This is a genomic window from Chryseobacterium taklimakanense (assembly GCF_900187185.1).
GTDB lineage: Bacteria > Bacteroidota > Bacteroidia > Flavobacteriales > Weeksellaceae > Planobacterium > Planobacterium taklimakanense.
Map to the genome: position 1 here is coordinate 2723609 of NZ_LT906465.1, position 26117 is coordinate 2749725.

Genomic DNA, 26117 nt, shown 5'->3' on the forward strand with positions numbered 1-26117 from the left:
TGATACTTATTCGCTAAAAAGATTAAGATTTCATAATTTTAGACCTTTGTTAAAAAATTTGATATGAGAAAAAATATAATAGGAGCAGTTTTTCTTTTTGCAACAGGCTTCGCAATCAACGCTCAAACCCTTAAATCACCCGACGGCAAATTTGAAATGAATTTCCAGCTGAAATCGGGAGTGCCATATTATAATCTGAAATATCAGGGCAAAACTGTAGTTGAAGATTCAAAATTAGGTTTGAGGTTGCTCCGCGACGGCGATATTCAGTTCGCTTCAGAAATTGAAAGAAAAGACCAGAACGGTAAAGACCTGAATGATGGCTTCACCAAAACAGCGGAAAAATTTGATTCTAAAAATGAATCCTGGAATCCGGTTTTGGGCGAGAAAAAATCTTACGTTAACCATTACAACGAACTGGCAGTTACGCTGAACCAGCCGGCGAATGACCGCCATATCATTATTAAATTCCGTTTGTTCAATGACGGTCTTGGCTTCAGGTATGAATTCCCGGAGCAGAAAAACCTGAATTATTTCATCATTAAAGAAGAAGATTCCGAAATTGACCTTGCTGCTGATATGAAGACTTTCTGGATTACCGGAGATTACGATTCGCAGGAATACCAGTATCAGGAAACCAAAATTTCAGAAATCCCGGCAAGATGGCCAAAATCTTACGACGGAAATGCCTCGCAAACGCCGATAAAAAATGCGATCCAGATTCCTACAATGATGAAGTGGGAAGGGAAAACGCCTTTATACCTGAATATTTCTGAAGCTGCCGTCATCAATTATCCTACCGCAAATGTTGAGGTGGATGCTGTTAATTACAAACTTAAAACACATTTAACGCCTGACGCTCAGGGCGCAAAAGGTTATATCCAGACGCCAGCCGTTTCACCGTGGAGAACAATCATCGTTTCACCAAAAGCTGAAGAAGTTCTGGATTCAAAGATGATTTTTAACCTTAATGAACCTACACATTACACCGATACTTCATACATCAAACCCACGAAATATATGGGCGTTTGGTGGGAAATGATCATCGGAAAGTCCCAGTGGGCTTATTCTACGGCGAACAATGTGCATATTGGCAAAACAGATTTTTCAAAATTAACACCCAACGGAAAACACGCCGCCAACAACGATAAAGTAAAACAATATATCGACTTCGCATCTAAACACGGTTTTGATGCTTTGCTGGTTGAAGGATGGAATGTTGGATGGGAAGATTGGTTTGGTCATTCTAAAGAATTTGTTTTCGACTTTGTAACGCCTTATCCCGATTTTGATATCAAAATGCTGAACGATTATGCGCATTCCAAAGGCATAAAACTGATGATGCACCACGAAACTTCAGGCTCTGCAACCAATTACGAGCGTTGGGCCGACAAAGCCTTCCAGCTGATGAACAAATACGGTTATCCGTCTGTGAAAACCGGTTATGTGGGCAACATCATTCCGCGCGGCGAACATCATTATTCACAATGGACCATCAACCATTATTTCCGGATAGCTGAAAAAGCCAACGAATACAAAATCATGGTGAATTCTCACGAAAGCGTGCGCCCGACAGGGCAAAGCCGTACGTACCCGAACTGGATCGCTGCCGAAGCCGCCCGCGGGACTGAGTTTGATGCGTTCGGCGGAAATAATCCGGATCACCATGTTATTTTGCCTTTTACCAGATTCATGGGCGGACCGATGGATTACACGCCCGGAATTTTCCAGACTAAACTCGATTACTACTTCCCTGGCGACACAAGATACGTGAAAACCACGCTTGCCAAACAGCTGGCTCTGTATGTGGTGATGTATTCTCCACTTCAGATGGCTGCTGATTTACCGGAAAATTATGAGAGACATCTTGATGCCTTCCAGTTCATCAAAGACGTAGCTGCAGATTGGGATGATACCAAAATTCTGGCCGCTGAACCGGGCGATTACATCCACACAGCACGCAAAGCCAAAAGTAAAGACGAGTGGTACATTGGCGGCATCACCGATGAAAACGCGAGAACTTTCACGGTAGATTTTTCTTTCCTTCCGAAAGGTAAAAAATACCAGGCAACCGTTTACGAAGATGGCAAGGATGCTGATTATATCAACAATCCGCAGAGCTATAATATTTACAGGAAAACCGTAACCAGCGCCAGCAAAATCCCTGTGAAACTTGCACGAAGCGGCGGTTATGCGATTTCTGTGAAGCCTTTATAACTCAAACCATTTAAATTTACTCAAACCTTAAAGGCCATGCTTTTAAGGTTTTTATTTCTTATGAAAACACTTTTCAACAGGCAAAATATTTTCCTCATCCTGCTGATTTTAATGGTCATTGCGGGGAAATTAATTCCCTACAAGCCACACTATAACGAGATTTTCAATCTTAATAAATTTATCGACTGGGGTATTGCCGGTATTTTCCTGCTTTACGGACTGAAACTCAACCTGAAGGAAGTCTTAAAAGACATTTCCAACTGGAAACTGCATCTGCTCGTGCAGTTCGGCACATTCATCCTTTTTCCAATGTTGGTATTTTTATTTTATCCTTTGGCGAAGGACAGTACGTGGTTTCTACTGTGGGTTGCGGTATTTTTTCTGGCAGCTTTGCCGTCCACGGTGTCTTCATCGGTGGTAATGGTTTCCATAGCTAAAGGCAATATCACGTCAGCCATATTCAACGCCTCAGTTTCCGGGTTGATAGGAATTGTGATGACGCCTTTGCTGATGAGCTTTTTTCTCAGTCAAAATGCTGAAAGCGGCGCCCACACCACCGAAATCATCGCACAGCTGCTCATAAAAGTTTTGCTGCCCATCATTCTCGGTATCCTGCTGAACCCCATTTTCAGGAATCTCATAAACCGCCACAGCAAGCTCATTGGCGAGTTCGACCGGCTCATCATCCTGCTCATCGTCTATGAAAGTTTTTCGGGTGCATTTATCAACCGTATTTTTTCAACCATTCCTACCATACAGTTTATATGGCTTACTTTAGCCTGTATCGCTCTGTTTTTCATTGTTTACGAAATCATTAAATTCATTTGTCACCGGCTGAATTTCAGTCGGGAAGATACCGTCACCGCCACGTTTTGCGGTTCCAAAAAATCACTCGTCCACGGCAGCCTTTTCGTCCTCGTACTGGGCATTCCCGACGAATCAAAAGTCCTTTTCCTGCTGCCCATCATGATTTATCACAGCTTCCAACTTTTTTACGTCAGTTGGCTGGCAAATAAACTCGCAAAAAGCGTGTAGTTTAGGGCAATATTTGTAAATTTAACGGTTAAAATTTTTAGGAGCTTTTTCCCGCTATCCGCTGTATCTTTTGTTCCGCTGCGCTCCACAAAAGGATGCCGCTACTATCGGGGCTAGTGATAATAAACTGCAAAATCGGCGCTCGCTTCGCTCGCGCCAGCCAATTAAAAATGAAAAAAACAATTTTATTTCTGTTCATTTCCGTTTTTTCCTTCGCTCAAATCCAAAAGGTAGAGCCTGCATTCTGGTGGAAAGGGATGAAGAATCACGAACTTCAGATTTTACTTTACGGCAAAAATATTGCCAACCAAACAGTTGCACTTTCAGACGGTGTTCTGATCAAAAATCTGCAGAAAGTTGAAAATCCCAATTACGTGTTCATCACGGTAAATACAGGTGAAATTAAAACTTCAAAGTTCAATATTAACCTGAAAAAAGGTAAGAAATTAATCAGTTCATACTCTTACGAACTGAAAGACAGAAATCCGGGATCTGCAGAAAGAAGTTCATTTTCATCCAAAGATGTCATTTATCTGATCATGCCCGACCGCTTTGCAAACGGTGATGAAACCAACGATTCCAAACCGGATTTAACCGAAAAGGCAAACCGAAACTTGCCAAGCGGAAGACATGGTGGCGATTTGCGGGGCATTATAAAAAATTTAGACTATCTTCAAAATTTGGGGGTTACCGCACTGTGGCTCACGCCCGCAAACGAGGACAACGAAAAGCAGACATCCTATCACGGTTACGCCCAGACCGATCTTTATAAAATTGATGGCAGATACGGAACCAACGAAGAATACCTCGAACTTTCACGGGAGTTGAAAAAACGCGGAATGATGCTCATTCAGGATTACGTCACAAACCACTGGGGAATTTCTCACTGGCTCATTCAGGATTTACCGACAAAAGACTGGATTCACCAGTTCACGGATGGGGAAGGCAAATATGGTTTCAAACGTTCCAATTACCGCACGACTTCACAATTCGACAAAAACGTTTCCGAAATTGATAAAAAAGAAGCGCTCAATGGTTGGTTCGATACCACGATGCCGGATCTTAACCAAAGCAATCCGTTGGTTTTAAAATATTTAACCCAAAATGCGATTTGGTGGATCGAGTATGCTGAACTCGGCGGCCTGCGTGTGGACACTTATCCGTACAACGACAAAGAAGCCATGGCAAAATGGGCAAAAGCCATCACCGACGAGTACCCGAATTTCAACATCGTGGGCGAGGCGTGGATGTATCAGCCGGCGCATATCGCGTACTGGCAGAGGGATTCCAAGATTGCAGAAGCGGTGGGGTATAATTCCAATTTGCCGTCAGTGATGGATTTCACGCTGTATACCGATTTGCCAGGTGCTTTGCAGGAAGCTGAAAACTGGGACAAGGGCATGATCAAAATCTACAACGCTCTGGGCAGTGATTTCCTTTATCCGGACATCAACAATATCCTGGTGTTCTTCGAAAATCACGATACAGAAAGGTTCAACGAGATTTTCAATGCCAATCCGGATGCTTATAAAATGGCTTTAACTTTAATCTCCACCATTCGCGGGATTCCGCAGCTTTATTACGGCTCCGAAATCGGAATGCGGGGTGAGAAATCTAAAGGGGATGCCGACATCCGCAGGGATTTTCCAGGTGGCTGGAAGAGCGATAAACAGAATGCTTTCAATCCACAAACTCAAACCAAAGAGCAGAAGGAGTTTTACGATTTTACCCAAAAAATCCTGAACTGGCGCAAAGGAAAAGAGGTGATCCACACCGGAAAAACGACGCACTATATGCCTAAAGAAAGTGTTTATGTGTATTTCAGATACAATGAAAAAGAAAAAGTGATGGTAGTTCTAAACAATAATGCAAAGGAACAAACGCTGGATTTAAGCCGCTTTGCAGAAAGTTTAAACGGAATTTCGGCAGGACAGGATGTCATCACCGGAAAAACTTTTCAGCTAAAACCAGAAAATAAATTAACCGTTTCACCAAAAACTTCATTAATTTTAGAATTGAATTAGAAATGACCTAGGAGGCTTTTGCGTTACGAAATTTGAAATTGTTTTTCCTGCAAAATTTCCAGTGTTTGGATGGCGGCCAAATCTTACTTTAGTGAGTAAAAATTTTAATTCCACCCGAAACCTAACGAAGTGGTTCGACGAACGAAGAGAGTCGATTTTGGAAATCAAATTCAAATTTTAGCAAAAAAAACTTTAATATGAAAAAACTGTTTTTACTTTTATTCGCAATAACTTTTGCATTCACAAACGCCCAAACCAAAGGCTTCTACGAAAACGTGCAAAAGAAAAACGTTTCCAGAGTACTGGATGATTTGAATGCCTACGCCGCATCAGCCGACTTCAAAAATTATTTCGATTTATTTGCGGAAGAATCCACCTTCATCGGTACGGATGCCAGCGAAATCTGGAACAAAAAAGAATTTATGGCTTACGCGAAACCTCATTTCGACAAGGGAAAAGCGTGGAGTTTCAAATCTTTGAAAAGAGACATCACCTTCAGCAAAGACGGTAAATACGCCTGGTTTGACGAATTACTGGAAACCCAAATGAAAATCTGCCGCGGCTCCGGCGTCCTGGAAAAAATCGGAAACACCTGGAAAATCCGCCAGTACATCCTGTCCATGACCATTCCGAATGAGGTCTCGAATGACGTCATCAAAATAAAATCCGAATTAGAAACCAAAAAAATAGAAGAATTAAAAAAATGACCCTGGAGATTTTTCATTAGGGAATTGAAAACAACGTCACCCTGACCCTGCTGAAGGGTTAAACCTGAAACCTGAAACAATACGATTATGACAAAAAAAATAAAACCAAACCTTTCCCTTGCACAAATCATCAACATGAGCATGGGATTTATGGGAATACAGATGGCCTTTGGCCTGCAAAACGGTAATGCGAGCCGTATCTTAGCGAATTTGGGAGCCGATGTGCATGAACTTTCGTGGTTCTGGCTGGTGGCGCCTTTCACGGGGCTTATCGTGCAGCCGATTATCGGCCACTTGGGCGATAACACCTGGAGTCCTCTGGGGCGCAGGAAACCATTCTTTCTCATTGGAGCCGTGCTGTGTGCTGTTGGTTTGGTTCTTCTGCCGAATGCTGCTTCAGTAACGCACTTAGTTGCAGCCAATGTCTTGCTTTTGGCGGTGATATTCCTGGCGATGATGGATGCCTCGGTCAACGTGGCGATGGAGCCGTTCCGTGCGCTGGTTGGCGATATGCTGCCGAAACATCAGGGAACCCTTGGCTTTTCCGTACAGACGATTCTGATTGGTTTTGGAGCGGTTTTGGGGTCGTATATGCCCGACTGGCTCACCAAACTGGGCGTGAACAGCGTTGCGCCGGCAGGTTACGTGGCGGATAATGTGATCTACTCCTTCTACATCGGTGCGGCAATTCTGTTGCTGACGATTTTGTACACGATTTTCACGACGAAAGAATATTCGCCGCAGGAATTTGCAGAATTTTCTGACGGGAAAGAAATTGTAGAAGAAAAATCTAAATTCTCAGATATTTTCAAAGATTTTGCTAAAGTTCCGGATCAGATGAAGAAACTTGGACTGGTGCAGTTTTTCTCCTGGTTTGCGCTGTTTACCATGTGGGTTTTCACGACCAACGCTTTGGCGACGCACCATTTCGGGCTTTCTCCGGATGATACGCATTCCGAGATGTTCAATGAGGCGGGAAACCTTACCGGAAAACTTTTCGGGCAGTACAATCTCTGGGCGATTCCTTTCGCCTTCCTGCTGACACCGGTTGCAAAAGCTATCGGTAAAAAACAAACCCATGCTTTGGCTTTGGTCTGCGGCGGTCTGGGACTTATTGCGATGAATTTCATCTCCAAAGATCTGCTGTGGATTTCTATGATCGGGCTTGGTTTTGCGTGGGCAAGTATTCTGGCGATGCCTTATGCGATGCTAATCGACAGCATTCCGAGTAAGAAAATGGGAATTTATATGGGAATTTTCAATTTCTTTATCGTGATTCCTCAGATCGTGAACGGTATTTTTGGCGGCCCGATTGTTTCTAACCTTTTCGGCAATATGGCGATGGGTTACGTCGTCGTAGGCGGCATCTGTATGATCATTGCGGCGTTGCTCACCATGCTCTTGGTAAAATCAGATCCCGCTGAAACCGGTCAGGCAGAAGAAGAGATTCAGCAGGTACATTTTTAAATCCTGCCTTTTTAAATAACAAAATTCCGTCGTTGAGGCGGAATTTTTTGTTTTAAATTTTGCGGGTGGAAAATGTTTTATAAAATTTTTCGAATTTTTCAGGTGCAGGATTCTGATTATTTCTAGCTCGTCACATTTTAAGTTTATCCGATAAAAAATGAAATGTGATTTTACTCTGGAACCGAAAATACCATTTCTGATTTGGCTAAAATCCTGACCGCTTTTGGGGTTTTCAGAAAGATACTCAAGTTCGATTAATTTCTAAAAATAATATAATTTCCCTAAGCTTTAAAACTTCTTTTTACCATACATCAATGCGGGCAATCGCCTTAAAAAGTAATTTTGCACTGTAAAATCGATATAAAACCAATTAAAATATTAATATAATGAAAACAGTACTTCATAAAGCGGCCACCCGCGGGCACCAAGACCACGGCTGGCTAAAGGCGAACCATACGTTCAGCTTTGCCAATTATTACGATCCTGAAAGAGTGCATTTTGGCGCACTCCGAGTGCTGAACGATGATCATGTGGAAGGAGGAATGGGTTTCGGCATGCACCCGCACGCCAATATGGAGATTATTACTATTCCGCTGAGCGGCGAGCTGCACCACAAGGATTCGATGGGCAATTTTGGGGCGATCCAGAAAGGTGAAATCCAGGTGATGAGCGCCGGAACCGGAGTGCAGCACAGCGAGTTCAACGGTCGCGAAGATGAAGCGGTGAAACTGCTTCAGATCTGGGTAATTCCGAACAAAATGGGCGTTCAGCCACGCTACGACCAGATTAAAATTGCGGACAGTGCGAAACCGAACGATTTTCAGCAGATCGTATCTCCAAATCCGGACGGTGAGGGCAGCTGGATTCATCAGGATGCGTGGTTCAACCTGGCGAATTTCGACAAAGGGACGGCAAAGGAATATGAACTGAAGAAGGAAGGCAACGGCGTGTATGTTTTTATGATTTCAGGGAAAGCGAAAGTAGGAGAGGGGGAACTGTCTGAACGCGATGGACTTGGCCTCTCCGAAACGGATCGCTTCACCGTAGAAGCCCTTGAAAACGCCGAAATTCTCCTGATGGAAGTTCCGATGAACTTGCCAAGAATGTAATATATTTGGGTCCATTAAACGACCTTGGAGTTATTGCCGTTAAGAAAATTTCAAAAACTTACGTTAAAAAATTTCCACTGTTTGAGTGGCGGCTAGAATCTGTTAAAACAACCAGATCTTGTTTCGGCCCGAGTTTTGGGAATTTTAGTAAGTTTTTGAAATTTTAGCCAAACTAATCCAGTCTTGAAATTTTGGTTCTTTTGTTTCAAGACAAAAGAACACTTAAAAATTAACTTTATGAAAATATTAGCCTTTGCAGGAAGCATTTCCTCAGATTCCATCAACAGGAAACTTGTAGAATACGTATCGTCGCGTTTTGACGGCCATGATGTTGAACTTCTGGATTTGAACGATTATGAAATGCCGTTTTTCAGCAGCGACCGCGAAAGAGAAATCGGCGTGCATCCTTTGGCGCAAAAATTTGCAGATAAAATTGATGCTTCGGATCTGATCATTATGTCGCTGGCTGAATACAATTCGGCGTATACTGCGGCTTTTAAAAATGTCTTCGACTGGGTTTCGAGAATCAAGGGGCGCAAACATTTCGGCGAAAAACCAATCTTTTTGCTGTCAACCGCGCCCGGTCCCGGAGGTGGAAAAAACGTTTCCGAAGTTTTTATGAAGCGTGCGCCTTTCAGCGGAGCCCACGTGCTTACAAATTTTGTCCTCCCTAAATTCAAAGAAACTTTTGAGGAAGGAAAAGGCATCATCGACGAAGAGAAAAGAGCCGAGCTGGAAGAGAAAATTGATCTCGTAATATCTCATATCAATCCATAATCGTGCTGGGAAATGGAAGCTTAATAAATTTAATAAAAAGTCCATAAAAGAATCCAACGCTTCAAGCCATACGCAAATTAAAATAAAAAGCGTGACCGAAGCCACGCTTTCTATTTTATAACCAGTTTTCAGTTCGCTTTTTTCACAAATTTAAATGCTCTTTTAAACAGTATAAAAACCGGAAGCATTACCAATCCGCCCACGATTCCGTAAATGGCCTGTTTCAGCATCGAAGGAACATTTGGCAAAAGGTGATGAAGATAATCAATATTATGATCGAAAATTCCGCCGGCAACCAGGATCAAAGCGACAGTACCGATTACGCCGAGCGCTTTTATCACCCATGGCAACGCTTTTACCAGAAATTCTCCTAAAGTATTCAGAAAACCTTTTTGTCCCGACTTTTTAATCAGTTTAAAACCGGCATCGTCCATCCTTACAATCAGTGCTACAATTCCGTAAACACCTACAGTTGCAATGATAGAAACGATGGAAACCGTGATGATCTGTACCATCAGCGGTTCCTTAAGGACCGTTCCCAGAGCTATGATTACAATTTCTATGGAAAGGATAAAATCTGTCGTGATCGCAGACTTTACCTTTGATTTTTCCTCAGCCTCGCCGCTGGTTCCGGGCGCTTCGATTTCTTCAATCACTTCCTTACCGCTTTCTTCTTTTTTATGAAAAAAATATTCGATCATCTTCTCCACGCCTTCAAAAGCAAGATAAAGCCCACCCAAAACGAGAATAATTTTAATCGCGGGCGGATACATCCACTGCAGCAGAAAAGCAATCGGAACAATGATGAGTTTATTGATGAAAGAGCCCTTCATAATCTGAAGCAGCACAGGTATTTCGCGTGAGGAAAGGAAGCCTGTCGCCTTTTCCGCATTCACAGCGAGGTCATCCCCCAGGATACCGGCGGTCTGTTTGGTTGCAACTTTGGAAGTTACTGCGATGTCGTCCATCAGTGCAGCAATATCGTCGAGGATAGCAAAAAAGCCTGAAGCCATAATTTTAAATTTTAACTTACAAAAATACGGTTTTCCGTTGATTTTTATTTTAATTTACCGAAAATTTCACTTTTAAAATCGCTGAAAATTTTATACTTTCGCAAAACTTAATTTTAAGCAAAATGAAAGCGCAAAAATTATTTTCGGATAGGGATAAATTCCAAAATTTTGGAAACGAAAATTGCGCCACAAAATAATAATAAGCCGACGTCTGCAAGATTGTCGGCTTTTTGTTTGAGCTAAAAACCACAAAAGTTACAAAAGAACAGGCAACCGTGATCCTTCCAGATGAGATCACAAAATTGAAATCACAGATTTCAGATCTGCTTTTAAGAATGTAGAATTTGTCCCTCTTAATTGGGGATCATTTGGTAACTTTTGTGTTTATATAAAATAAAAAAAGTAAAAAGTAATCATGAGCAACACTTACAAATCTGCCGGTGTAGACAAAGAAGAAGGCTACAGAACTGTTGACAAAATAAAATCTGCTGTGGCAGAGACCCATAACAAAAATGTGCTGAACAATCTTGGAAGTTTCGGGGCGTTTTATGAAATCGGAGGCTATAAAAATCCGGTTCTCGTTTCCGGAACCGATGGTATTGGGACCAAACTGAAAGTGGCTTTGGATACCAAAAATTACGGTTCCATCGGGATAGACTGTTTCGCGATGTGTGCCAACGATATCGTATGTCACGGTGCAAAGCCTCTGTTTTTCCTGGATTACCTGGCTTGCGGGAAGCTGGATGCAGATGTAGCCGCAGAAATCGTCATGGGAATGGTGAAAGCATGCAAAGACAATGAATGTGCCTTAATTGGAGGCGAAACTGCGGAAATGCCGGGTATGTATCAGCCGGGAGATTACGATGTGGCGGGTTTCTGTGTAGGAATTGTAGAGAAAGATCAGGTGATTGACGGGTCCAAAATCAAGAAAGGTGATAAAATCATCGCGCTGCCAAGTTCAGGCTTTCACAGTAATGGATTTTCGTTGGTAAGAAAAATTTTCCCGGACTTCAACGAAGAATTTGAAGGAAAACCAATACATGAAACGCTTTTAATTCCGACAAAACTGTACTATCAGGATATTAAAAAACTGATGGAAAATGTGGAAATCAGCGGAATTGCACACATCACAGGCGGCGGTTTGATTGAGAATCTTCCGAGAATTATTCCGGAAGGCCTTTGCGCGAGCATCAATGAATCTGAAATCAGGGTTCCAAGTGTAATGCTTGAGCTCGAAAAACGCGGAAATATCGACAGAATGGAAATGCATGGCACTTTTAACATGGGCGTGGGAATGACTGTTGTGGTCGATGAACAGTACGTTGCAAAAGTTCTGGAATTGCTTCCCGATGCCTATGAGATTGGGGAAATAGTAGAGGATTCCAAGAAGATTAGATTTAAGTAAATGTAAAAAGTACAATGTACAAAGTACGGTACTTACATTGTACATTTTACATTGTACGTTGTTCAAAATGAAAAATATAGTTATCCTCGTCAGCGGTTCCGGAACCAACCTCCAGCGTATTATCGATTGTATTGAGAGCGGCGAGATTGCCAATGCCAAAATTTCAATGGTGGTTGCAGACCGCAACTGTTACGGGCTGGAGCGCGCTGAGCATGCAAACATTCCAAATCAGCTCATTAAACGCGGGAAGTCGTTTTCAGAACATCTGGAAAAAATAATCCCTGAAAACACGGATCTGATTGTTTTGTCAGGTTTCCTTTCGATTTTAAGCAGTGATTTTACCGAGAAATTTAAAGGAAAAATCATCAACATACACCCGGCATTGCTGCCAAAGTTTGGTGGCTTCGGCATGTGGGGGATGAATGTTCACAACGCCGTTTTAGAAGCTAAAGAAGAGGAAAGTGGCGCCAGTGTACATTTCGTAACTTCAGGGATCGACGAAGGTGAAATCATTCTGCAGGGAAAAGTTCCGGTAGATGAAAATGATACCCCAGAAACGCTGGCTGCAAAGGTACACGAGATAGAATATGAGATTTTCCCGAAAGCCATAAACAAAATTTTAAATGGATAGAATTGCCTTCATCACAGACCTTCACCTGCTCGAAAAAAATGTCGAAAAAAAAGGTGTGGATACTCTTCAGAACTGGAAGGCAGTTCTGGATGATGTGAAGGCAAAAAACATAGGAAAAATAATCTTCGGTGGCGATTTCGGCGAAAAAGAAGCTCTTGAAATCATTTTTGCTGATGCCCGTGATTTTGAGGTCGAATTAATTCTGGGAAACCACGACAGAATTAAAAATTTCAGAAAATATTACCCAAAAACAGAATTTAAACAGGAACTTTTTTATACTTTAAAAATCGGCGGATCCGACTGTGTCTTTTTAGATACTTCCTCGTACAGGCTCAACAGAGAGCAGCAGGAAAACTTGAAAATATGGCTGGAATCGGCAGTCAGTCCTGTGATTTTCATCCATCACCCGGTCTTGGATATCGTTACGTGGATGGACAGGGAACATCCTCTGAAAAACCGGAAAGATGTTGAAGAGATCATCAATTCAGCAGGGAAAAAGGTGCATTTAATTTGCGGCCATTACCATCAGTATCACGAAAAATCCTCAGAATTTATCAACCAAATTATTGCCCCTGCCGTTTCTTACCAGATTCCGTACGGCAAAAATTATCAGGCAGATACTTCCTCATTTGGTTATCTGATGTTGGATTGGGATGATGGAATTTTGAATTACGAAAAAGTAGATTTTAATAAATAAAAAATAATATAATGTCAAAAAAACGCGCATTAATCTCAGTTTCTGACAAATCAGGACTTATTGATTTCGCACAATTTTTAGAACAGAACAACTATGAACTCATCTCCACCGGAGGAACTTTCAAGCATTTGAAAGACGCAGGTTTAAAACCGGTTCAAATCGATGAAGTCACCAGTTTCCCGGAAATGTTGGACGGAAGAGTAAAAACTTTGCACCCAATAGTTCACGGTGGACTTTTGGCAGTTCGCTCAAACGAAGAACACATGAAAACTGTTCAGCAACACGGAATCGGACTGATTGATATGGTAATCGTAAACCTTTATCCGTTTTTTGAAAATGTAAATAAAGACATTTCGCTTGAAGAAAAAGTTGAGTTTATCGATATCGGCGGTCCGTCAATGTTGCGTTCCGCAGCGAAAAATTTCGATTCGGTAACAGTGATTACCGATGTTGAAGATTACGCCAAAGTACAGCAGGAAATGTCTGAAAACGGCGATACCACTTTAGAAACCAGAAAAAAACTCGCCGGAAAGGTTTTCAATCTCACTTCTGCGTACGATGCTGCGATTTCAAGAATGCTTCTGGACGAGGAATATCCAACCTATCTGAACGCTTCGTACAAAAAAGTTTCTGATTTAAGATATGGCGAAAATCCGCACCAAACTGCGGCATATTACACTTCAACTTTCGAAAACGGCGCAATGAAAGATTTTGAAATTTTGGGAGGCAAAGAATTGTCCTTCAATAATTTGCGTGATATGGATCTCTGCTGGAAAGTCGTGAACGAATTTAAAAACGAGATGGCCTGCTGTGCGGTGAAACATTCCACGCCTTGTGGCGTTGCCATCGGAAACACACCTTTGGAAACCTACACCAAAACATTTGAATGTGATCCGGTTTCCATTTTCGGCGGAATTGTGGCGATGAATTTCAAAATCGACGCTGCAACTGCCGAAGAACTCAACAAAACCTTCCTGGAGATTGTGATGGCACCCGATTTTGACGACGATGCTTTGGAAATTTTAAGAAAGAAAAAAAATCTGAGAATTATCAAAATTAAAAACCCGGTTTCCGATAAACAGACCTGGGTGAAAATCGACGGCGGAATGCTCGTGCAGGACAACGATTCCGAGTTTTCGGATGATATTAAAGTTGTAACCGAGGTTCAGCCAACCGAAGAACAGAAAAACGCCCTGCTTTTCGCGCAAAGAGTCGTGAAATATGTAAAATCCAACGCCATCGTGGTTTCCAACGGCATTCAGGCCTTGGGAATCGGGGGTGGACAGGTGAACAGAATTTGGGCCACACAACAGGCGGTGGAAAGAGCCAAGGAAAAATTCAGCGGCGATTTGGTGCTGGCTTCAGACGCTTTTTTCCCGTTCTGCGATGTGGTAGATTTCTGCGCTCAGGAAGGCATCAAAGCCATCATCCAACCTGGCGGTTCTGTGAAAGACCAGGATTCCATCGATGCGGCCAACGGGCACAAAATCCCGATGATGCTTACAGGAATGAGGCATTTCCTGCATTAATAACATCACACCAAAGGCATCCATTGTACCCTGGTGTAACCGTTAAAAACTTTGTTTTCATTCCTCAAAACCTTAAATTTGTAAATACTTAAAAAAATAAACTTCCATATGAGAATATTAATCATAGGTAACGGCGGGCGCGAAGCCGCTTTTGCAAAAAAATTATCCGAAGACAGCAGAGTAACTCAGATGTTTTTTGCTAAAGGTAACGCGACCACCGAAAAATACGGGAAAAACATCTCTTTATCAGATATTAAAGACCTGGTTGATTTTGCCAAAAAAGAAAGCATCGACCTTACCATTGTAGGCCCGGAAGCTTACCTCGTGGAGGGCATCGTTGATGAATTTAAAAAAGCAGGTCTCAAAATCTTTGGTCCGGATAAAAATGCAGCAAAACTGGAAGGCAGCAAGGCTTATTCTAAGAAATTTATGCAGGATTATGGCATCAAAACTGCTTCCGGCCGCATCTTTAACTCTTATATTGAAGCTCGGGAATATCTGGATAACCAGAACTTTCCTCTGATCATCAAAGCTTCAGGTTTGGCGCAGGGTAAAGGTGTTGTGCTTGCAAATGACAAGGACGAAGCTTTGAAAACCATCCACGATTTTATGATCGACAAGATTTATGGCGATGCCGGAATCCAAATCGTGGTTGAAGATTATTTGAGAGGTTTCGAAGCTTCAATCATCTGTTTTTCCAACGGTAATGATCTTTATCCGTGCCTTCCGGCAAAAGATTATAAAAAAGTCGGCAACGGAAACCGCGGCGCAAATACGGGCGGAATGGGAAGCGTAGCGCCAAGCCCGGAATTCACTGCGGAGCATTTCGAAGATTTCAAAACCAACATCCTGCAGCCCACATTAAACGGAATGAGAGATAAAGGTCTCAGGTTCACCGGTTTCATCTTCTTCGGACTTTTGGTTACCGATAAAGGCTGTCACCTCCTCGAGTACAATATGCGCTCCGGCGATCCGGAAACTCAGGTGATATTGCCACTGCTTGAAAACAACCTGATCGATACCATCAACGATTGTATCGATGGAAAAGAAATAGAACTGAAATTTAAAAACGAAAGCGCGGTATGCCTCGTTATGGCTTCTGGCGGCTATCCAGGTAAATACGAAACCGGTTTCCAGATTACCGGGATGGATAAAGTGAGCGGCAGCGACGTTATTTTTGCCGGAGCTACCCAAAGAGCGGGCGGCATTTACACCACCGGCGGGCGTGTGATCAACGTGGTGGCTACGGCGCCAACGCTGGAGGAAGCCAGACAGAAAGTTTACAGAGACGCGTTGCCGCTGCATTTCGATTATGCGTTTTACAGAGAAGATATCGCACAGTTCTAAAAAAGGAAAGGGCGTAATCGGCGTCCTTTTTATTTAGGAGCTGATTCCCGCTTTCACTACTCGCTTTTTTTGGTGGCTTCGTGAACCTCAGCCACCAAAAAAGAGCTCAAACAGGCCGTTCAATCGGGGCTGGTTACGATCCGGCTTCAAAAGAAAAGAGTCGGACAAATGAAACAGATTTACAAAAAAATCTCCCCGCCTGAAAGCCTGAAAACCTGTCTGCCGCAGGAAGATAGGAGTCAAACTTCAAACCACACAAAAAAATAAATGAACAACGGTATTATCATATTAGATTTCGGTTCCCAGTATAATCAGCTCATTGGCCGCAGAATCCGCGAGATGGAAGTTTATTCCGAAATCGTTCCTTTCAATACGCCATTGGACGAAATTTTAGCAAAAAAACCTGCAGGGATCATTCTTTCCGGTGGTCCAAGCTCCGTAAACGCACCAGATGCTCATTTGGTTGAAAAAGAACTTTTCGATTCCGGAATTCCCCTTCTTGGTATCTGTTATGGTATGCAGCTTACAGCCCACCTTCTCGGCGGTAAAGTATCAAAAGGCGTAAAAGGAGAGTACGGAAAAGCTGAACTCGAAATTGTGAGAAGCAATCCGTTATTTACAGGCGTTCCCCGTAAATCTACCGTATGGATGAGCCACTTCGATGAGGTGGAAGAGGTTCCGGAAGGTTTTGAAATTTCCGGCAGAAGCGGCGTGATTGCGGCAATGGCCAATGAAAAGAAAAATATTTTCGCAATCCAGTTCCATCCGGAAGTGACACATACCGAAGAAGGTCCCAAAATGCTTGAAAATTTTGTACTGAACATCTGTAAAGCCGAAAAAAACTGGAAACTCACCGGGTATATCGACCGCACCATAGCTGAAATCCGCGAAAAAGTAGGTGACGAGAAAGTAATTCTCGGGCTTTCCGGCGGCGTAGATTCTTCCGTAGCCGCGGTGCTTATTCATAAAGCCATTGGCGACCAGCTCCAGTGTATTTTTGTAGATACCGGGCTTCTCCGCAAAGATGAAGGTGAAAAAGTTATGGAAAACTACGGCGAGCATTTCCACATGAATATCGATATGGTGGATGCTTCCGAAAGATTTTTATCAAAACTGAAAGGCGTTTCAGACCCGGAAGAAAAAAGAAAAATTATCGGTAAAGAGTTTGTAGCAGTCTTCGATGAAGAATCCCATAAATTTGAAGGTGCCAAATTTCTCGCGCAGGGAACCATTTATCCTGATGTTATAGAATCTCAATCGGTGAAAGGGCCTTCTGCGGTAATAAAATCGCATCACAACGTGGGCGGTCTGCCGGAAGAAATGAAGCTGCAGCTTCTGGAACCTTTGCGCGAACTTTTTAAAGATGAAGTAAGAAAAGTAGGTGAGGAGTTGGGAATTCCGCATCATTTGGTATACCGTCACCCGTTCCCGGGCCCAGGTCTTGGAATCCGTGTTTTAGGTGAAGTGGATGCCGAAAAAGTAAAAATTCTTCAGGAAGCTGACGATATTTTCATCCAAGAGCTGTATGCCAACAAACTTTATGACAAAGTTTCCCAGGCGTTTGTAGTTTTACTTCCGGTAAAATCTGTCGGGGTGATGGGCGATGAGAGAACCTACGAATATACCGCAGTAGTACGTTCTGCAAACACGATCGATTTTATGACGGCGACGTTCAGTAAATTACCCTGGGAATTCCTGGAAAACGTTTCAAACCGCATGATTAACGAAGTGCGAGGCATCAACCGCGTCGCTTACGATATTTCCAGTAAGCCGCCTGCAACGATCGAGTGGGAATAGGATTTTGAATACAGAAAAATTAAAGACTAAAACAAAGCGGACGTAATGTTCGCTTTTTTTGCTTGCAACCTCCATCCTCCATATTGTTTCCACCTTCCTGTCATTAAAACTTTTCCACAATATTTTATTCAAAAAAGTCAATTCAGTATATTTGTAAGTTATTGATTTTATAGAGGAGAAAAGGGTTTATGGTAGAAAACAACACGGTACAGTACACCGAAGACAACATCAAAACACTCGAGCCACGCGAGCACGTGAGGCTGCGTCCCGGGATGTATATCGGGAAACTGGGCGACGGCTCGGCGGTGGACGATGGAATTTATATTTTGCTGAAGGAGGTCATCGACAACTCGATCGATGAATTCCGTATGAAGTTCGGGAAAAGAATTGAGGTGAAAATCAAAGACGGTAAAGTTGTCGTTCGCGATTTTGGCCGTGGTATTCCGCTGGGTAAAATCGTAGATGTAGTTTCCATAATGAATACTGGCGGTAAGTACGATGATGGCGCCTTCAAAAAATCAATCGGTCTGAACGGTGTGGGTACAAAAGCCGTAAACTTCTTGTCAGAATATTTTCAGGTAAAATCTGTACGTGACGGGAAAATGCGGCGGGCAGAATTTCGTGAAGGTAAACTGGAAACTCTGCACGATGAAGCCGAAACTACCGAGAGAAACGGTACCGAAATCACCTTTATTCCTGATGAAACCATTTTTGTAAACTACAGATTCCGTAGTGAGTATGTAGAGCGTATGCTTCGGAATTACACTTACCTGAATTTAGGTTTAAAAATATATTACAACGGCGAGGTCTTCGAATCCCAAAACGGATTGAGGGACCTTCTTGAAGAGGAAATCGACGGAGAAATCGTATACCCGATCATTCATATCAAAGATGAAGATATGGAAATTGCGGTGACGCATTCAGACAAGTCACAGTCGGAGACTTATTTTTCCTTTGTTAACGGACAATATACTTCGCAGGGCGGAACGCATTTGAACGCTTTCAAAGAAGCCTACGTAAAAACCATCCGCGAATTTTTTGGAAAGAATTTTGAAGCCTCGGATATCAGGAAAGCAATTATCGGTGCGGTTTATATTAATGTTGGGAATCCTGTTTTTGAGTCTCAGACCAAAACAAAATTGGGTTCAACAACAATGGGGCAGGACAAAGACGGTAACGAACTCGAAACCATCAAGACTTTCACCATTAATTATCTGAAAAGCAAACTCGATAATTATCTACACAAAAACCCTGAAATTGCCGAAGCCATTCAGAAGAAAATTCTTATTTCAGAACGTGAGCGCAAAGAACTTTCCGGCATCCAGAAATTAGCCCGTGAAAGAGCAAAAAAAGTTTCACTTCACAATAAAAAACTGCGCGACTGCCGACAGCATTACAACGATCAGAAAGCCGCAAGAAAAGCCGAATCGCAGATTTTCATTACCGAGGGCGATTCTGCATCCGGTTCTATTACCAAATCCCGTGATGTGGAAACTCAGGCGGTTTTTTCACTGCGCGGAAAACCTCTGAATTCGTATGGATTAACGAAACGCGTGGTGTACGAAAACGAAGAGTTCAACCTTCTGCAGGCCGCGTTGAATATTGAAGATTCTCTGGAAGATTTAAGGTACAATCAGGTAATTATCGCTACAGATGCTGATGTTGACGGGATGCACATCCGCCTGCTGATGATTACTTTTTTCCTGCAGTTCTTCCCGGATTTAATTAAAAACGGACATCTTTACATTCTTCAGACCCCTTTATTCAGGGTGAGAAATAAGAAAGAAACCAGATATTGCTACACCGATGCGGAACGGATAAAAGCGCTGAACGAACTCGGAAAAAATCCTGAAATCACCCGGTTTAAAGGGCTTGGTGAGATTTCCCCTGATGAATTCAAACATTTCATAGGTAAAGATATCCGACTGGAGCCCGTACTTTTGGGCAAGGACCAAACCATTGAACAACTTTTGGAATTTTATATGGGCAAAAATACCCCAGACCGCCAGTCATTCATTCTCCAAAACCTTGTGGTGGAAGACCCGGAAATTGATAAGAAAGAAAAACTGGAAGATACTGATGCTTAAGAAATGAGACTGAGCAACCGTAATAAGGCAGGATTTTATAACTTTTTAAATACATTTTTCCTCATGCTTTTCGTGTGTGGAATTGCAGCTTTTTTGCTCGAAAGATATAAGTTCGATATTTTTGGTTGGGAAAGTTATATTTTTTTAATTGTCCCTACCTTATTATTAGTTAGTTACTACCTCCGCGGAAGACAGATTTTTGAATATGACAGCGATGGTGAAGCACTCAACTTTAAAAACCGAAATATAATAACATTTTTAAATAGGCCTGTTAGTGATGAATTTCCAAAGTATAAACTGCAGAAATATGAGGTAGTGAATGCGGGTATTTTAAAGCGGCTTTATATTACGGTTTCAAGCAAGAAAAATCATTCAATTATCCTTAAATATGATATTTCTTACCTCACTGACAAGGAATTGCGGGATTTGAAATATTCGCTGGATAAAGTGATCAAAGAGAATAAAGAAAATTTGCATTTGTGCAGAAAAATATAAATGACAGAAGAACATTTACACGAAGGAGAGAGTTTAAAAAAAGTATCCGGCCTGTACAGGGACTGGTTTCTGGATTATGCGTCGTATGTAATTCTCGACCGCGCCATTCCGTCGGTTTATGACGGTTTCAAGCCGGTGCAGCGGAGGATCATGCACTCGATGCGCGAACTGGAAGACGGCCGCTACAACAAGGTGGCCAATATCGTCGGAAATACGATGAAATACCATCCGCACGGAGATGCGTCCATTACCGATGCAATGGTGCAGATCGGGCAAAAGGAACTTTTGATCGATACCCAGGGAAACTGGGGAAACATTTACACCGGAGATTCCGCAGCAGCAGCCCGTTATATCGAAGCGCGATTAACACCTTTTGCGCTTGAAGTTGTCTTCAATCCGAAAACCACCGAATGGGCAAAATCCTACGACGGAAGGAATAACGAACCCATCGATTTACCGGTAAAATTCCCTCTGCTTTTAGCCCAGGGCGTTGAAGGAATTGGCGTCGGGCTTTCCACGAAAATTCTGCCGCATAATTTTAACGAGTTAATTAATGCCTCTGTTTCCTATCTGAAAGGCAAAAAATTCCAGATTTTCCCGGATTTTCTTACCGGCGGAATGCTCGACGTAGCCGAATACAACGACGGCGAACGCGGCGGAAAAGTGCGCGCCAGAGCACGGATTATTCAGAAAGATAAAAATACGCTGGCGATAACCGAACTTCCGTATTCTAAAAATACCGGCGAAATTATCGACAGCATCGTAAAAGCCACGGAAAGAGGGAAAATTAAAATCAAAAAAATTGAAGACAATACTTCCGATAAGGTTGAGATTCTGATTCATCTTCACAGTGATGTTTCGCCCGACAAAACGATTGATGCGCTGTATGCTTTTACGGATTGCCAGGTTTCCATTTCACCGAATGCCTGCGTGATTGTAGGGGATAAGCCAATGTTCCTTTCCGTTTCGGAAATTTTGAGGATGAATACCGATCACACGGTGTCATTGCTTAAAAAGGAACTGGAAATCGAATTGCACGAACTTCAGGAAAGCTGGCATTTTGCATCACTCGAGAGAATTTTCATCGAAAACAGAATCTATCACGACATCGAGGAAGTGAAAACGTGGGAAGATGTTTTAACCACCATTGAAGAAGGCCTGAAACCGCACACAAAACACCTTCTGCGAACCGTAACCGAAGAAGATATCGTGAAACTGACGGAAATCCGCATCAAGAGAATTTCACGTTTCGACCTTGATAAATTCAAGGAAACGATCGCGTCCATGGAAGATAAAATTGCGAAATGCAAACACAATTTGGAGCACCTGATTACTTACGCCATTGAGTATTACACCAATATTCAGAAAAAATACGGCAAGGACAAGGAACGCAGAACGGAAATCCGGGTTTTCGATACCATCGATGCGACAAAAGTTGCCGTTGCCAACGAAAAATTCTACGTAAACCGCGAAGAAGGCTTCATCGGAACTTCCCTGAAACGTGACGAGTATCTTTTCGACTGTTCGGATATCGACGATATTATCGTTTTCCGCAAAGACGGCACGATGAAAGTGGTGAAAGTGGAAGCCAAAACCTTTGTCGGAAAAGACATTCTGCACGTTGGAATCTGGAAAAAAGGCGATGCACGCACCGTTTACAATATGATTTACCGAGAAGGCAGAGACGGTCCGTATTATATGAAACGTTTTTCAGTAACGGCCGTCACCCGAAATACCGATTATCCGCTGGCTTCAGAAAAAAAAGGCTCGGAAACGCTGTATTTTTCAGCAAATCCTAATGGTGAGGCCGAACTGGTAAGTGTTTTATTAAAGCCAAACGCCAGAATCCGCAAACCGAAGATTGATATTGATTTTTCCGAACTTGCGATTAAAGGCAGAAATTCACGCGGGAATCTTGTAACAAAATATGCCGTAAAAAAAGTCGATCTGAAAGAGCAGGGTGTTTCCACACTGGCGCCGAGAAAAATTTGGTTCGATGAAACCGTGCGCCGCTTAAATGTTGATGCCCGCGGAACTTTCCTCGGAAATTTTAAAGGGGATGATAAAATCCTGACGATCAATGCAAACGGCGAGGCAAAACTCGTTTCATTTGATCTGATGAACCGTTTCGATGATGACTATCTGATTCTCGAAAAATGGAATCCGGAGCAGCCTGTAACCTGTATTTATTTCGACGGCGAAAAGGAAATTTACTATATCAAACGTTTCCTTTTTGAAGCCACGAACAACATGCAGACCTTTATGCCGTCCGAACATCCGAAATCGTTTATTGAACTGGTAATTACCGCCAACAATGCCACGGCCGAACTGATTTTCGCCAAAGAAAAAGGCAAGGAAAAAGAGCCCGAGACCATCAATATCGATGAATTCATCGCCGTGAAAGGCATTAAAGCCATCGGGAACCAACTCACCAAAAGTAAGGTGAAAGCCATCAACTTAACTATTCCGGAACCGGAAGAGGATATTAATCCCGGCTTCGATGAGGTGGAATCTACGGAAGGCCATATTTCGTTTATCGACCACGATGTGAAGGACGAAGACTTTCCGGAGGAAGGAACCATCGGCAGCCTTTTTGATGAAGAGTAGAAAAAACACAAAAGACACAAAAGATTTTTTTGAAAAAATTTAAGATTTCAAGGAAATCGGTAAATCTTTGATTTCGCTTTGCGTACCTTTTTAAAGTAATGTTTTCATTATAACCACAGGTACTTTTATGTCTTATGTGATTAAAAAATTTTAAAATTTAAATTATGAGCACCGTTTTATTAATCGTCATCGCAGTTACTGCACTCATCAGCTTTATTGCGTTCAACAATACTTCGATTTTCGAGAGGTACAAGTTCAATGTAGGAGCGATTCAGCGCGGAGATTACATCCGTCTGCTTTCTGCAGGTTTCCTTCACGCCGACCTTATGCATTTGCTGTTCAATATGCTCACGCTCTATTTCTTTGGGCCGATTGTAATTGAAGCTTTTGGAGAGATTGGGTTTCTGACCATATATCTGGGTTCCATTTTGCTGGGGAATCTGTTCTCATTATTTATCTATCAGAAGCAGGGCTGGTATTCGGCAATTGGTGCCAGTGGAGGTGTTTCGGGAATTCTCTTTGCCGCAATCGCGGTGTATCCACAGATCGGGATTTATTTTTTCTTCATCCCGATTCCGATTCCGGGCTATATTTTTGGGCTTTTGTATTTCGGTTATTCGGTTTATATGATGCTGAATCCGCGCCAGCACGATAATATCGGTCATGCAGCACATTTGGGCGGTGCATTTTTTGGGTTGGTTTACGCTGTCGCAACTTTACCGGAAATGGCAATAAAAAATGCTTTATACCTCGGAATTATGGCGCTTCCGCTTATTTATATGAGTTATATGGTGTTTGTGAAGAAACGTATTGGGTGATGGTGATGCTAATCCTTCAGGGATTTCAAATCCTTGAAGGATTGGTTAGCGGCAAAAACAAACCGGTCGTTACCCGACAAATCTTTTACCAGTTTACTTTCGGGAAAATCTTTGAATAACTGCAAAGTTTCTTTACCCAGTTTCTGATTAATTTCCAGGAAAATCATTCCGTTTTCAGAGAGATGTTTTTGGGCGTCTTCCGCAATTTTTCGGTAGAAAATAAGTGCGTCCGAAGTAGGTGAGAAGAGGGCTGAATGTGGTTCGAAATCCTTTACCGAGTCAGAGATTTCATGCACTTCATCAATCCCGATATAAGGTGGATTCGAGATGATGACGTCATAAGTTGCCATCAATTTGTTTTCCAAATAATTTTGGTGAATGAAGTTGATATCCGTTTGATGGAACTCCGCATTTTTTCGTGCAACTTCCAGGGCTTTTTCAGAATAATCAATCGCTGAAATTTCTGCGTTGGGAAAATGTTTTTTCAGAACAATGGGGATAATTCCGCTTCCGGTCCCAATATCCAGAATTTTAAGATTTAAGGTTTGAGATTTGAGATTTGAGATCTTGCCAATCGCCAGTTCCAGCATTTCTTCAGTTTCTGGTCTTGGAATCAAAACATGCTCATTCACGAAAAATTTCAGCCCAAAAAATTCGGATTCACCTAAAATTTGCTGGTACGGTTTGCCAAGTTTCAACTGGAGCAAATGGTTATAAAAAGCCGATTGCTGGCTGATTTCGGGTTCTAGATTTTCTAAGCGCCGGATTTCAAATTTATCTTTGTTTAAAATATCTTTCGCAAAAATATAAAACAGTTCCTCGCTTTCGGAAGGCGTATAAAGTTCTGAAAGCTGTTCCCTGAAATAGTTTTTAAATTCTGAAACTGTCATTTTCTGAAAGCCAAAACTGCTTAGCGTGTAAAAACCAATTTTTTATCGCTAGATAAGTCTTCGTCAATCCGGTAACCTTCCAGGTTAAAAGCCTTTACATCGCTTAAGGTTTTTGCATTGTTTTCTGCGCAGTACCTTACCATCAAACCTCTCGCGTGTTTGGTGTAAACCACGATGGTTTTGGGTTTTCCGCTTTTCATTTCATAGAAATCAAAATCGATTACGGGAGCTTTCAGTTTCTTTTTGTCGATGACTTTAAAATATTCTGCACTGGCTAAATTCAAAACCAGATCATTGGCTTTCAGTTCGCTGTTGAGTTGGGAGGTGATTTTTTCTTTCCAGAATTCGTACAGGTTTTTGTAGTGCTCAAACTCAAAATTCCGTCCCATTTCCAGGCGGTAAAGCATCACTTTATCAGACGGTCTCAGCAAGCCGTAAAGCCCCGAAAGCATCCGGTAGTTTTTCTGAAGGTAATCCACCGCTTCCTTATTCAGTGATTTAGCATCCAAACCTCTGTAAACTTCTCCGGTAAACGCAAAAAGTGCCGGAGCACTTTCGTTGGGTTTGGGATTTGATTTCCAGTTCTGGTTCCGTTCCCAGTTTTCATCTGCCAGTTTTGCCGAGATTTCCATTAATTCCGATAAATATTTCGGGGATTTTTCTTTGAGATAAGACTGTATCAGTTCCGCTTCATTTATGAATTTCGGAGTTGTAGGTTTCAGAAATTCTGTAGAATTTTCAATGTTCATCAATTTTGCGGGAGATGTAACGATCTTCATAAATTCCTCAATTCTTTAATTTATACCTACAGCACACCTTTTCCTTCGCGAATGATTTCAGGCTCACCGGAAGTAACATCAACGATTGTTGAAGCCAGATTGTCGCCGTAACCGGAATCGATAACGATATCAACCAAATGGTCATATTTTTCGACAATGAGTTCCGGATCCGTGGTGTATTCAATCACTTCATCATCATCTTTTATTGAAGTAGAGGCAATTGGATGCCCTAATTTTTCAACAATCAGTTGGGGAATCGGATGGTCGGGCACACGGATTCCGATGGTTTTGTTCCCTTTATAGGCAAGTGGCAGGTTTTTGTTGGCCTCCAGAATAAATGTAAACGGCCCTGGGACATGATTTTTTAACAGTCTGAAAACTGCCGTATTAATCGGCTTTGTAAATGCAGAAAGGTGGCTCAGGTCATTACACATAATAGAAAACTGTGCCTTGTCCAACCTTATTTTTTTGATCTGGGCAAGTTTTTCCATCGCCTTGATGTTGTTGATATCGCAGCCCAAAGCATAAACCGTATCGGAAGGGTAGATGATAAGCCCTCCGTTTTCGAGGGTTTTAACCACCTCATTAATAAGATTTTCCTGCGGATTTTCAGGATAAATTTTCAGAATTTTTGCCATTCAACAAAGTTATGAAAAACTGATCAATAAAGAATTTTCGTGTTTGTG

At 42.2% G+C, this 26117-nt stretch carries 21 protein-coding genes; 17 read left to right on the forward strand and 4 right to left on the reverse strand.

Annotation, left to right across the window (positions count from 1 at the left end):
• Positions 1-63: 63 nt before the first annotated feature.
• The 7 genes from CKV81_RS13045 to CKV81_RS13075 all read left to right on the forward strand — a co-directional run bounded on the left by CKV81_RS13045 (position 64) and on the right by CKV81_RS13075 (position 9336).
• Complete coding sequence (locus CKV81_RS13045) at positions 64-2217, forward strand: glycoside hydrolase family 97 protein (protein WP_095073997.1); 2154 nt, start codon at positions 64-66, stop codon at positions 2215-2217.
• A 60-nt stretch (positions 2218-2277) separates the two neighbouring features.
• Positions 2278-3252, forward strand: coding sequence for a bile acid:sodium symporter (locus tag CKV81_RS13050; RefSeq protein WP_095074000.1), 975 nt, complete (start codon positions 2278-2280; stop codon positions 3250-3252).
• Positions 3253-3422: 170 nt separating this feature from the next.
• Entirely contained in the window at positions 3423-5276 is a 1854-nt protein-coding gene (locus CKV81_RS13055) for a glycoside hydrolase family 13 protein (RefSeq protein WP_095074002.1), read from the forward strand.
• Positions 5277-5473: 197 nt separating this feature from the next.
• The gene (locus CKV81_RS13060) at positions 5474-5983 is read left to right on the forward strand and encodes a nuclear transport factor 2 family protein (protein WP_095074005.1); all 510 of its coding nucleotides are present in this window, start codon (positions 5474-5476) and stop codon (positions 5981-5983) included.
• An 87-nt stretch (positions 5984-6070) separates the two neighbouring features.
• The gene (locus tag CKV81_RS13065) at positions 6071-7450 is read left to right on the forward strand and encodes an MFS transporter (protein WP_185116901.1); all 1380 of its coding nucleotides are present in this window, start codon (positions 6071-6073) and stop codon (positions 7448-7450) included.
• Positions 7451-7836: 386 nt separating this feature from the next.
• A complete protein-coding gene (locus CKV81_RS13070; protein ID WP_095074012.1) occupies positions 7837-8559 on the forward strand; it encodes a pirin family protein in 723 nt (240 codons plus the stop codon).
• A gap of 237 nt (positions 8560-8796) precedes the next feature.
• Positions 8797-9336 (forward strand): NADPH-dependent FMN reductase, encoded by a 540-nt coding sequence (locus CKV81_RS13075; RefSeq protein WP_095074016.1) that lies wholly within the window; start codon positions 8797-8799, stop codon positions 9334-9336.
• Positions 9337-9464: 128 nt separating this feature from the next.
• On the opposite strand, the gene CKV81_RS13080 is transcribed toward CKV81_RS13075, so the two are convergent.
• Positions 9465-10349 (reverse strand): DUF808 domain-containing protein, encoded by an 885-nt coding sequence (locus CKV81_RS13080; protein WP_095074019.1) that lies wholly within the window; start codon positions 10347-10349, stop codon positions 9465-9467.
• A gap of 415 nt (positions 10350-10764) precedes the next feature.
• Here CKV81_RS13080 and purM point away from each other — a divergent pair, with 415 nt between their 5' ends.
• The 10 genes from purM to CKV81_RS13130 all read left to right on the forward strand — a co-directional run bounded on the left by purM (position 10765) and on the right by CKV81_RS13130 (position 23762).
• Positions 10765-11754, forward strand: coding sequence for a phosphoribosylformylglycinamidine cyclo-ligase (gene purM / locus CKV81_RS13085; protein ID WP_095074023.1), 990 nt, complete (start codon positions 10765-10767; stop codon positions 11752-11754).
• A 67-nt stretch (positions 11755-11821) separates the two neighbouring features.
• The gene (purN, locus tag CKV81_RS13090) at positions 11822-12385 is read left to right on the forward strand and encodes a phosphoribosylglycinamide formyltransferase (protein ID WP_095074027.1); all 564 of its coding nucleotides are present in this window, start codon (positions 11822-11824) and stop codon (positions 12383-12385) included.
• Positions 12378-13082, forward strand: coding sequence for a metallophosphoesterase family protein (locus CKV81_RS13095; RefSeq protein WP_095074031.1), 705 nt, complete (start codon positions 12378-12380; stop codon positions 13080-13082). Before purN ends, CKV81_RS13095 begins: the two co-directional genes overlap by 8 nt.
• An 11-nt stretch (positions 13083-13093) precedes the next feature.
• The gene (gene purH, locus CKV81_RS13100; RefSeq protein WP_095074035.1) at positions 13094-14611 is read left to right on the forward strand and encodes a bifunctional phosphoribosylaminoimidazolecarboxamide formyltransferase/IMP cyclohydrolase; all 1518 of its coding nucleotides are present in this window, start codon (positions 13094-13096) and stop codon (positions 14609-14611) included.
• Positions 14612-14719: 108 nt separating this feature from the next.
• Positions 14720-15958 carry a phosphoribosylamine--glycine ligase gene (purD, locus tag CKV81_RS13105; protein ID WP_095074038.1) on the forward strand — a complete coding sequence of 413 codons (1239 nt, stop codon included), beginning with the start codon at positions 14720-14722 and terminating at the stop codon, positions 15956-15958.
• 267 nt (positions 15959-16225) lie between these two features.
• The gene (gene guaA, locus CKV81_RS13110; RefSeq protein WP_095074041.1) at positions 16226-17755 is read left to right on the forward strand and encodes a glutamine-hydrolyzing GMP synthase; all 1530 of its coding nucleotides are present in this window, start codon (positions 16226-16228) and stop codon (positions 17753-17755) included.
• Between the two features lie 188 nt (positions 17756-17943).
• Positions 17944-19842, forward strand: coding sequence for a DNA topoisomerase IV subunit B (locus CKV81_RS13115; protein ID WP_095074044.1), 1899 nt, complete (start codon positions 17944-17946; stop codon positions 19840-19842).
• Between the two features lie 3 nt (positions 19843-19845).
• Complete coding sequence (locus tag CKV81_RS13120) at positions 19846-20337, forward strand: hypothetical protein (protein ID WP_095074046.1); 492 nt, start codon at positions 19846-19848, stop codon at positions 20335-20337.
• Entirely contained in the window at positions 20338-22944 is a 2607-nt protein-coding gene (locus CKV81_RS13125) for a DNA gyrase/topoisomerase IV subunit A (protein WP_095074048.1), read from the forward strand. It begins immediately after the preceding gene.
• Between the two features lie 164 nt (positions 22945-23108).
• Positions 23109-23762, forward strand: a complete 654-nt coding sequence (locus CKV81_RS13130) for a rhomboid family intramembrane serine protease (protein WP_095074050.1) — start codon at positions 23109-23111, stop codon at positions 23760-23762.
• Between the two features lie 8 nt (positions 23763-23770).
• Here the strand turns inward: CKV81_RS13130 and prmC are convergent, their stop codons facing one another.
• Genes prmC through CKV81_RS13145 form a run of 3 tightly spaced genes read right to left on the reverse strand, consistent with a single transcriptional unit; the run spans position 23771 to position 26069 of the window.
• Entirely contained in the window at positions 23771-24652 is an 882-nt protein-coding gene (gene prmC / locus CKV81_RS13135; protein WP_095074052.1) for a peptide chain release factor N(5)-glutamine methyltransferase, read from the reverse strand.
• Positions 24653-24672: 20 nt separating this feature from the next.
• Positions 24673-25431 (reverse strand): peroxide stress protein YaaA, encoded by a 759-nt coding sequence (gene yaaA, locus CKV81_RS13140; RefSeq protein ID WP_095074054.1) that lies wholly within the window; start codon positions 25429-25431, stop codon positions 24673-24675.
• A gap of 26 nt (positions 25432-25457) precedes the next feature.
• The gene (locus tag CKV81_RS13145; RefSeq protein ID WP_095074056.1) at positions 25458-26069 is read right to left on the reverse strand and encodes an L-threonylcarbamoyladenylate synthase; all 612 of its coding nucleotides are present in this window, start codon (positions 26067-26069) and stop codon (positions 25458-25460) included.
• Positions 26070-26117: the final 48 nt, after the last annotated feature.

Coding starts and splice junctions, on each gene's coding strand:
- yaaA (WP_095074054.1), bottom strand. CDS start 25,431: ATGAAGATCGTTACATCTCCCGCAAAATTGATGAACATTGAAAATTCT.
- CKV81_RS13080 (WP_095074019.1), bottom strand. CDS start 10,349: ATGGCTTCAGGCTTTTTTGCTATCCTCGACGATATTGCTGCACTGATG.
- guaA (WP_095074041.1), top strand. CDS start 16,226: ATGAACAACGGTATTATCATATTAGATTTCGGTTCCCAGTATAATCAG.
- CKV81_RS13120 (WP_095074046.1), top strand. CDS start 19,846: ATGAGACTGAGCAACCGTAATAAGGCAGGATTTTATAACTTTTTAAAT.
- CKV81_RS13050 (WP_095074000.1), top strand. CDS start 2,278: ATGAAAACACTTTTCAACAGGCAAAATATTTTCCTCATCCTGCTGATT.
- purN (WP_095074027.1), top strand. CDS start 11,822: ATGAAAAATATAGTTATCCTCGTCAGCGGTTCCGGAACCAACCTCCAG.
- purH (WP_095074035.1), top strand. CDS start 13,094: ATGTCAAAAAAACGCGCATTAATCTCAGTTTCTGACAAATCAGGACTT.
- CKV81_RS13145 (WP_095074056.1), bottom strand. CDS start 26,069: ATGGCAAAAATTCTGAAAATTTATCCTGAAAATCCGCAGGAAAATCTT.
- CKV81_RS13055 (WP_095074002.1), top strand. CDS start 3,423: ATGAAAAAAACAATTTTATTTCTGTTCATTTCCGTTTTTTCCTTCGCT.
- CKV81_RS13065 (WP_185116901.1), top strand. CDS start 6,071: ATGACAAAAAAAATAAAACCAAACCTTTCCCTTGCACAAATCATCAAC.
- CKV81_RS13045 (WP_095073997.1), top strand. CDS start 64: ATGAGAAAAAATATAATAGGAGCAGTTTTTCTTTTTGCAACAGGCTTC.
- prmC (WP_095074052.1), bottom strand. CDS start 24,652: ATGACAGTTTCAGAATTTAAAAACTATTTCAGGGAACAGCTTTCAGAA.
- CKV81_RS13130 (WP_095074050.1), top strand. CDS start 23,109: ATGAGCACCGTTTTATTAATCGTCATCGCAGTTACTGCACTCATCAGC.
- CKV81_RS13115 (WP_095074044.1), top strand. CDS start 17,944: ATGGTAGAAAACAACACGGTACAGTACACCGAAGACAACATCAAAACA.
- CKV81_RS13060 (WP_095074005.1), top strand. CDS start 5,474: ATGAAAAAACTGTTTTTACTTTTATTCGCAATAACTTTTGCATTCACA.
- purD (WP_095074038.1), top strand. CDS start 14,720: ATGAGAATATTAATCATAGGTAACGGCGGGCGCGAAGCCGCTTTTGCA.
- CKV81_RS13125 (WP_095074048.1), top strand. CDS start 20,338: ATGACAGAAGAACATTTACACGAAGGAGAGAGTTTAAAAAAAGTATCC.
- purM (WP_095074023.1), top strand. CDS start 10,765: ATGAGCAACACTTACAAATCTGCCGGTGTAGACAAAGAAGAAGGCTAC.
- CKV81_RS13095 (WP_095074031.1), top strand. CDS start 12,378: ATGGATAGAATTGCCTTCATCACAGACCTTCACCTGCTCGAAAAAAAT.
- CKV81_RS13075 (WP_095074016.1), top strand. CDS start 8,797: ATGAAAATATTAGCCTTTGCAGGAAGCATTTCCTCAGATTCCATCAAC.
- CKV81_RS13070 (WP_095074012.1), top strand. CDS start 7,837: ATGAAAACAGTACTTCATAAAGCGGCCACCCGCGGGCACCAAGACCAC.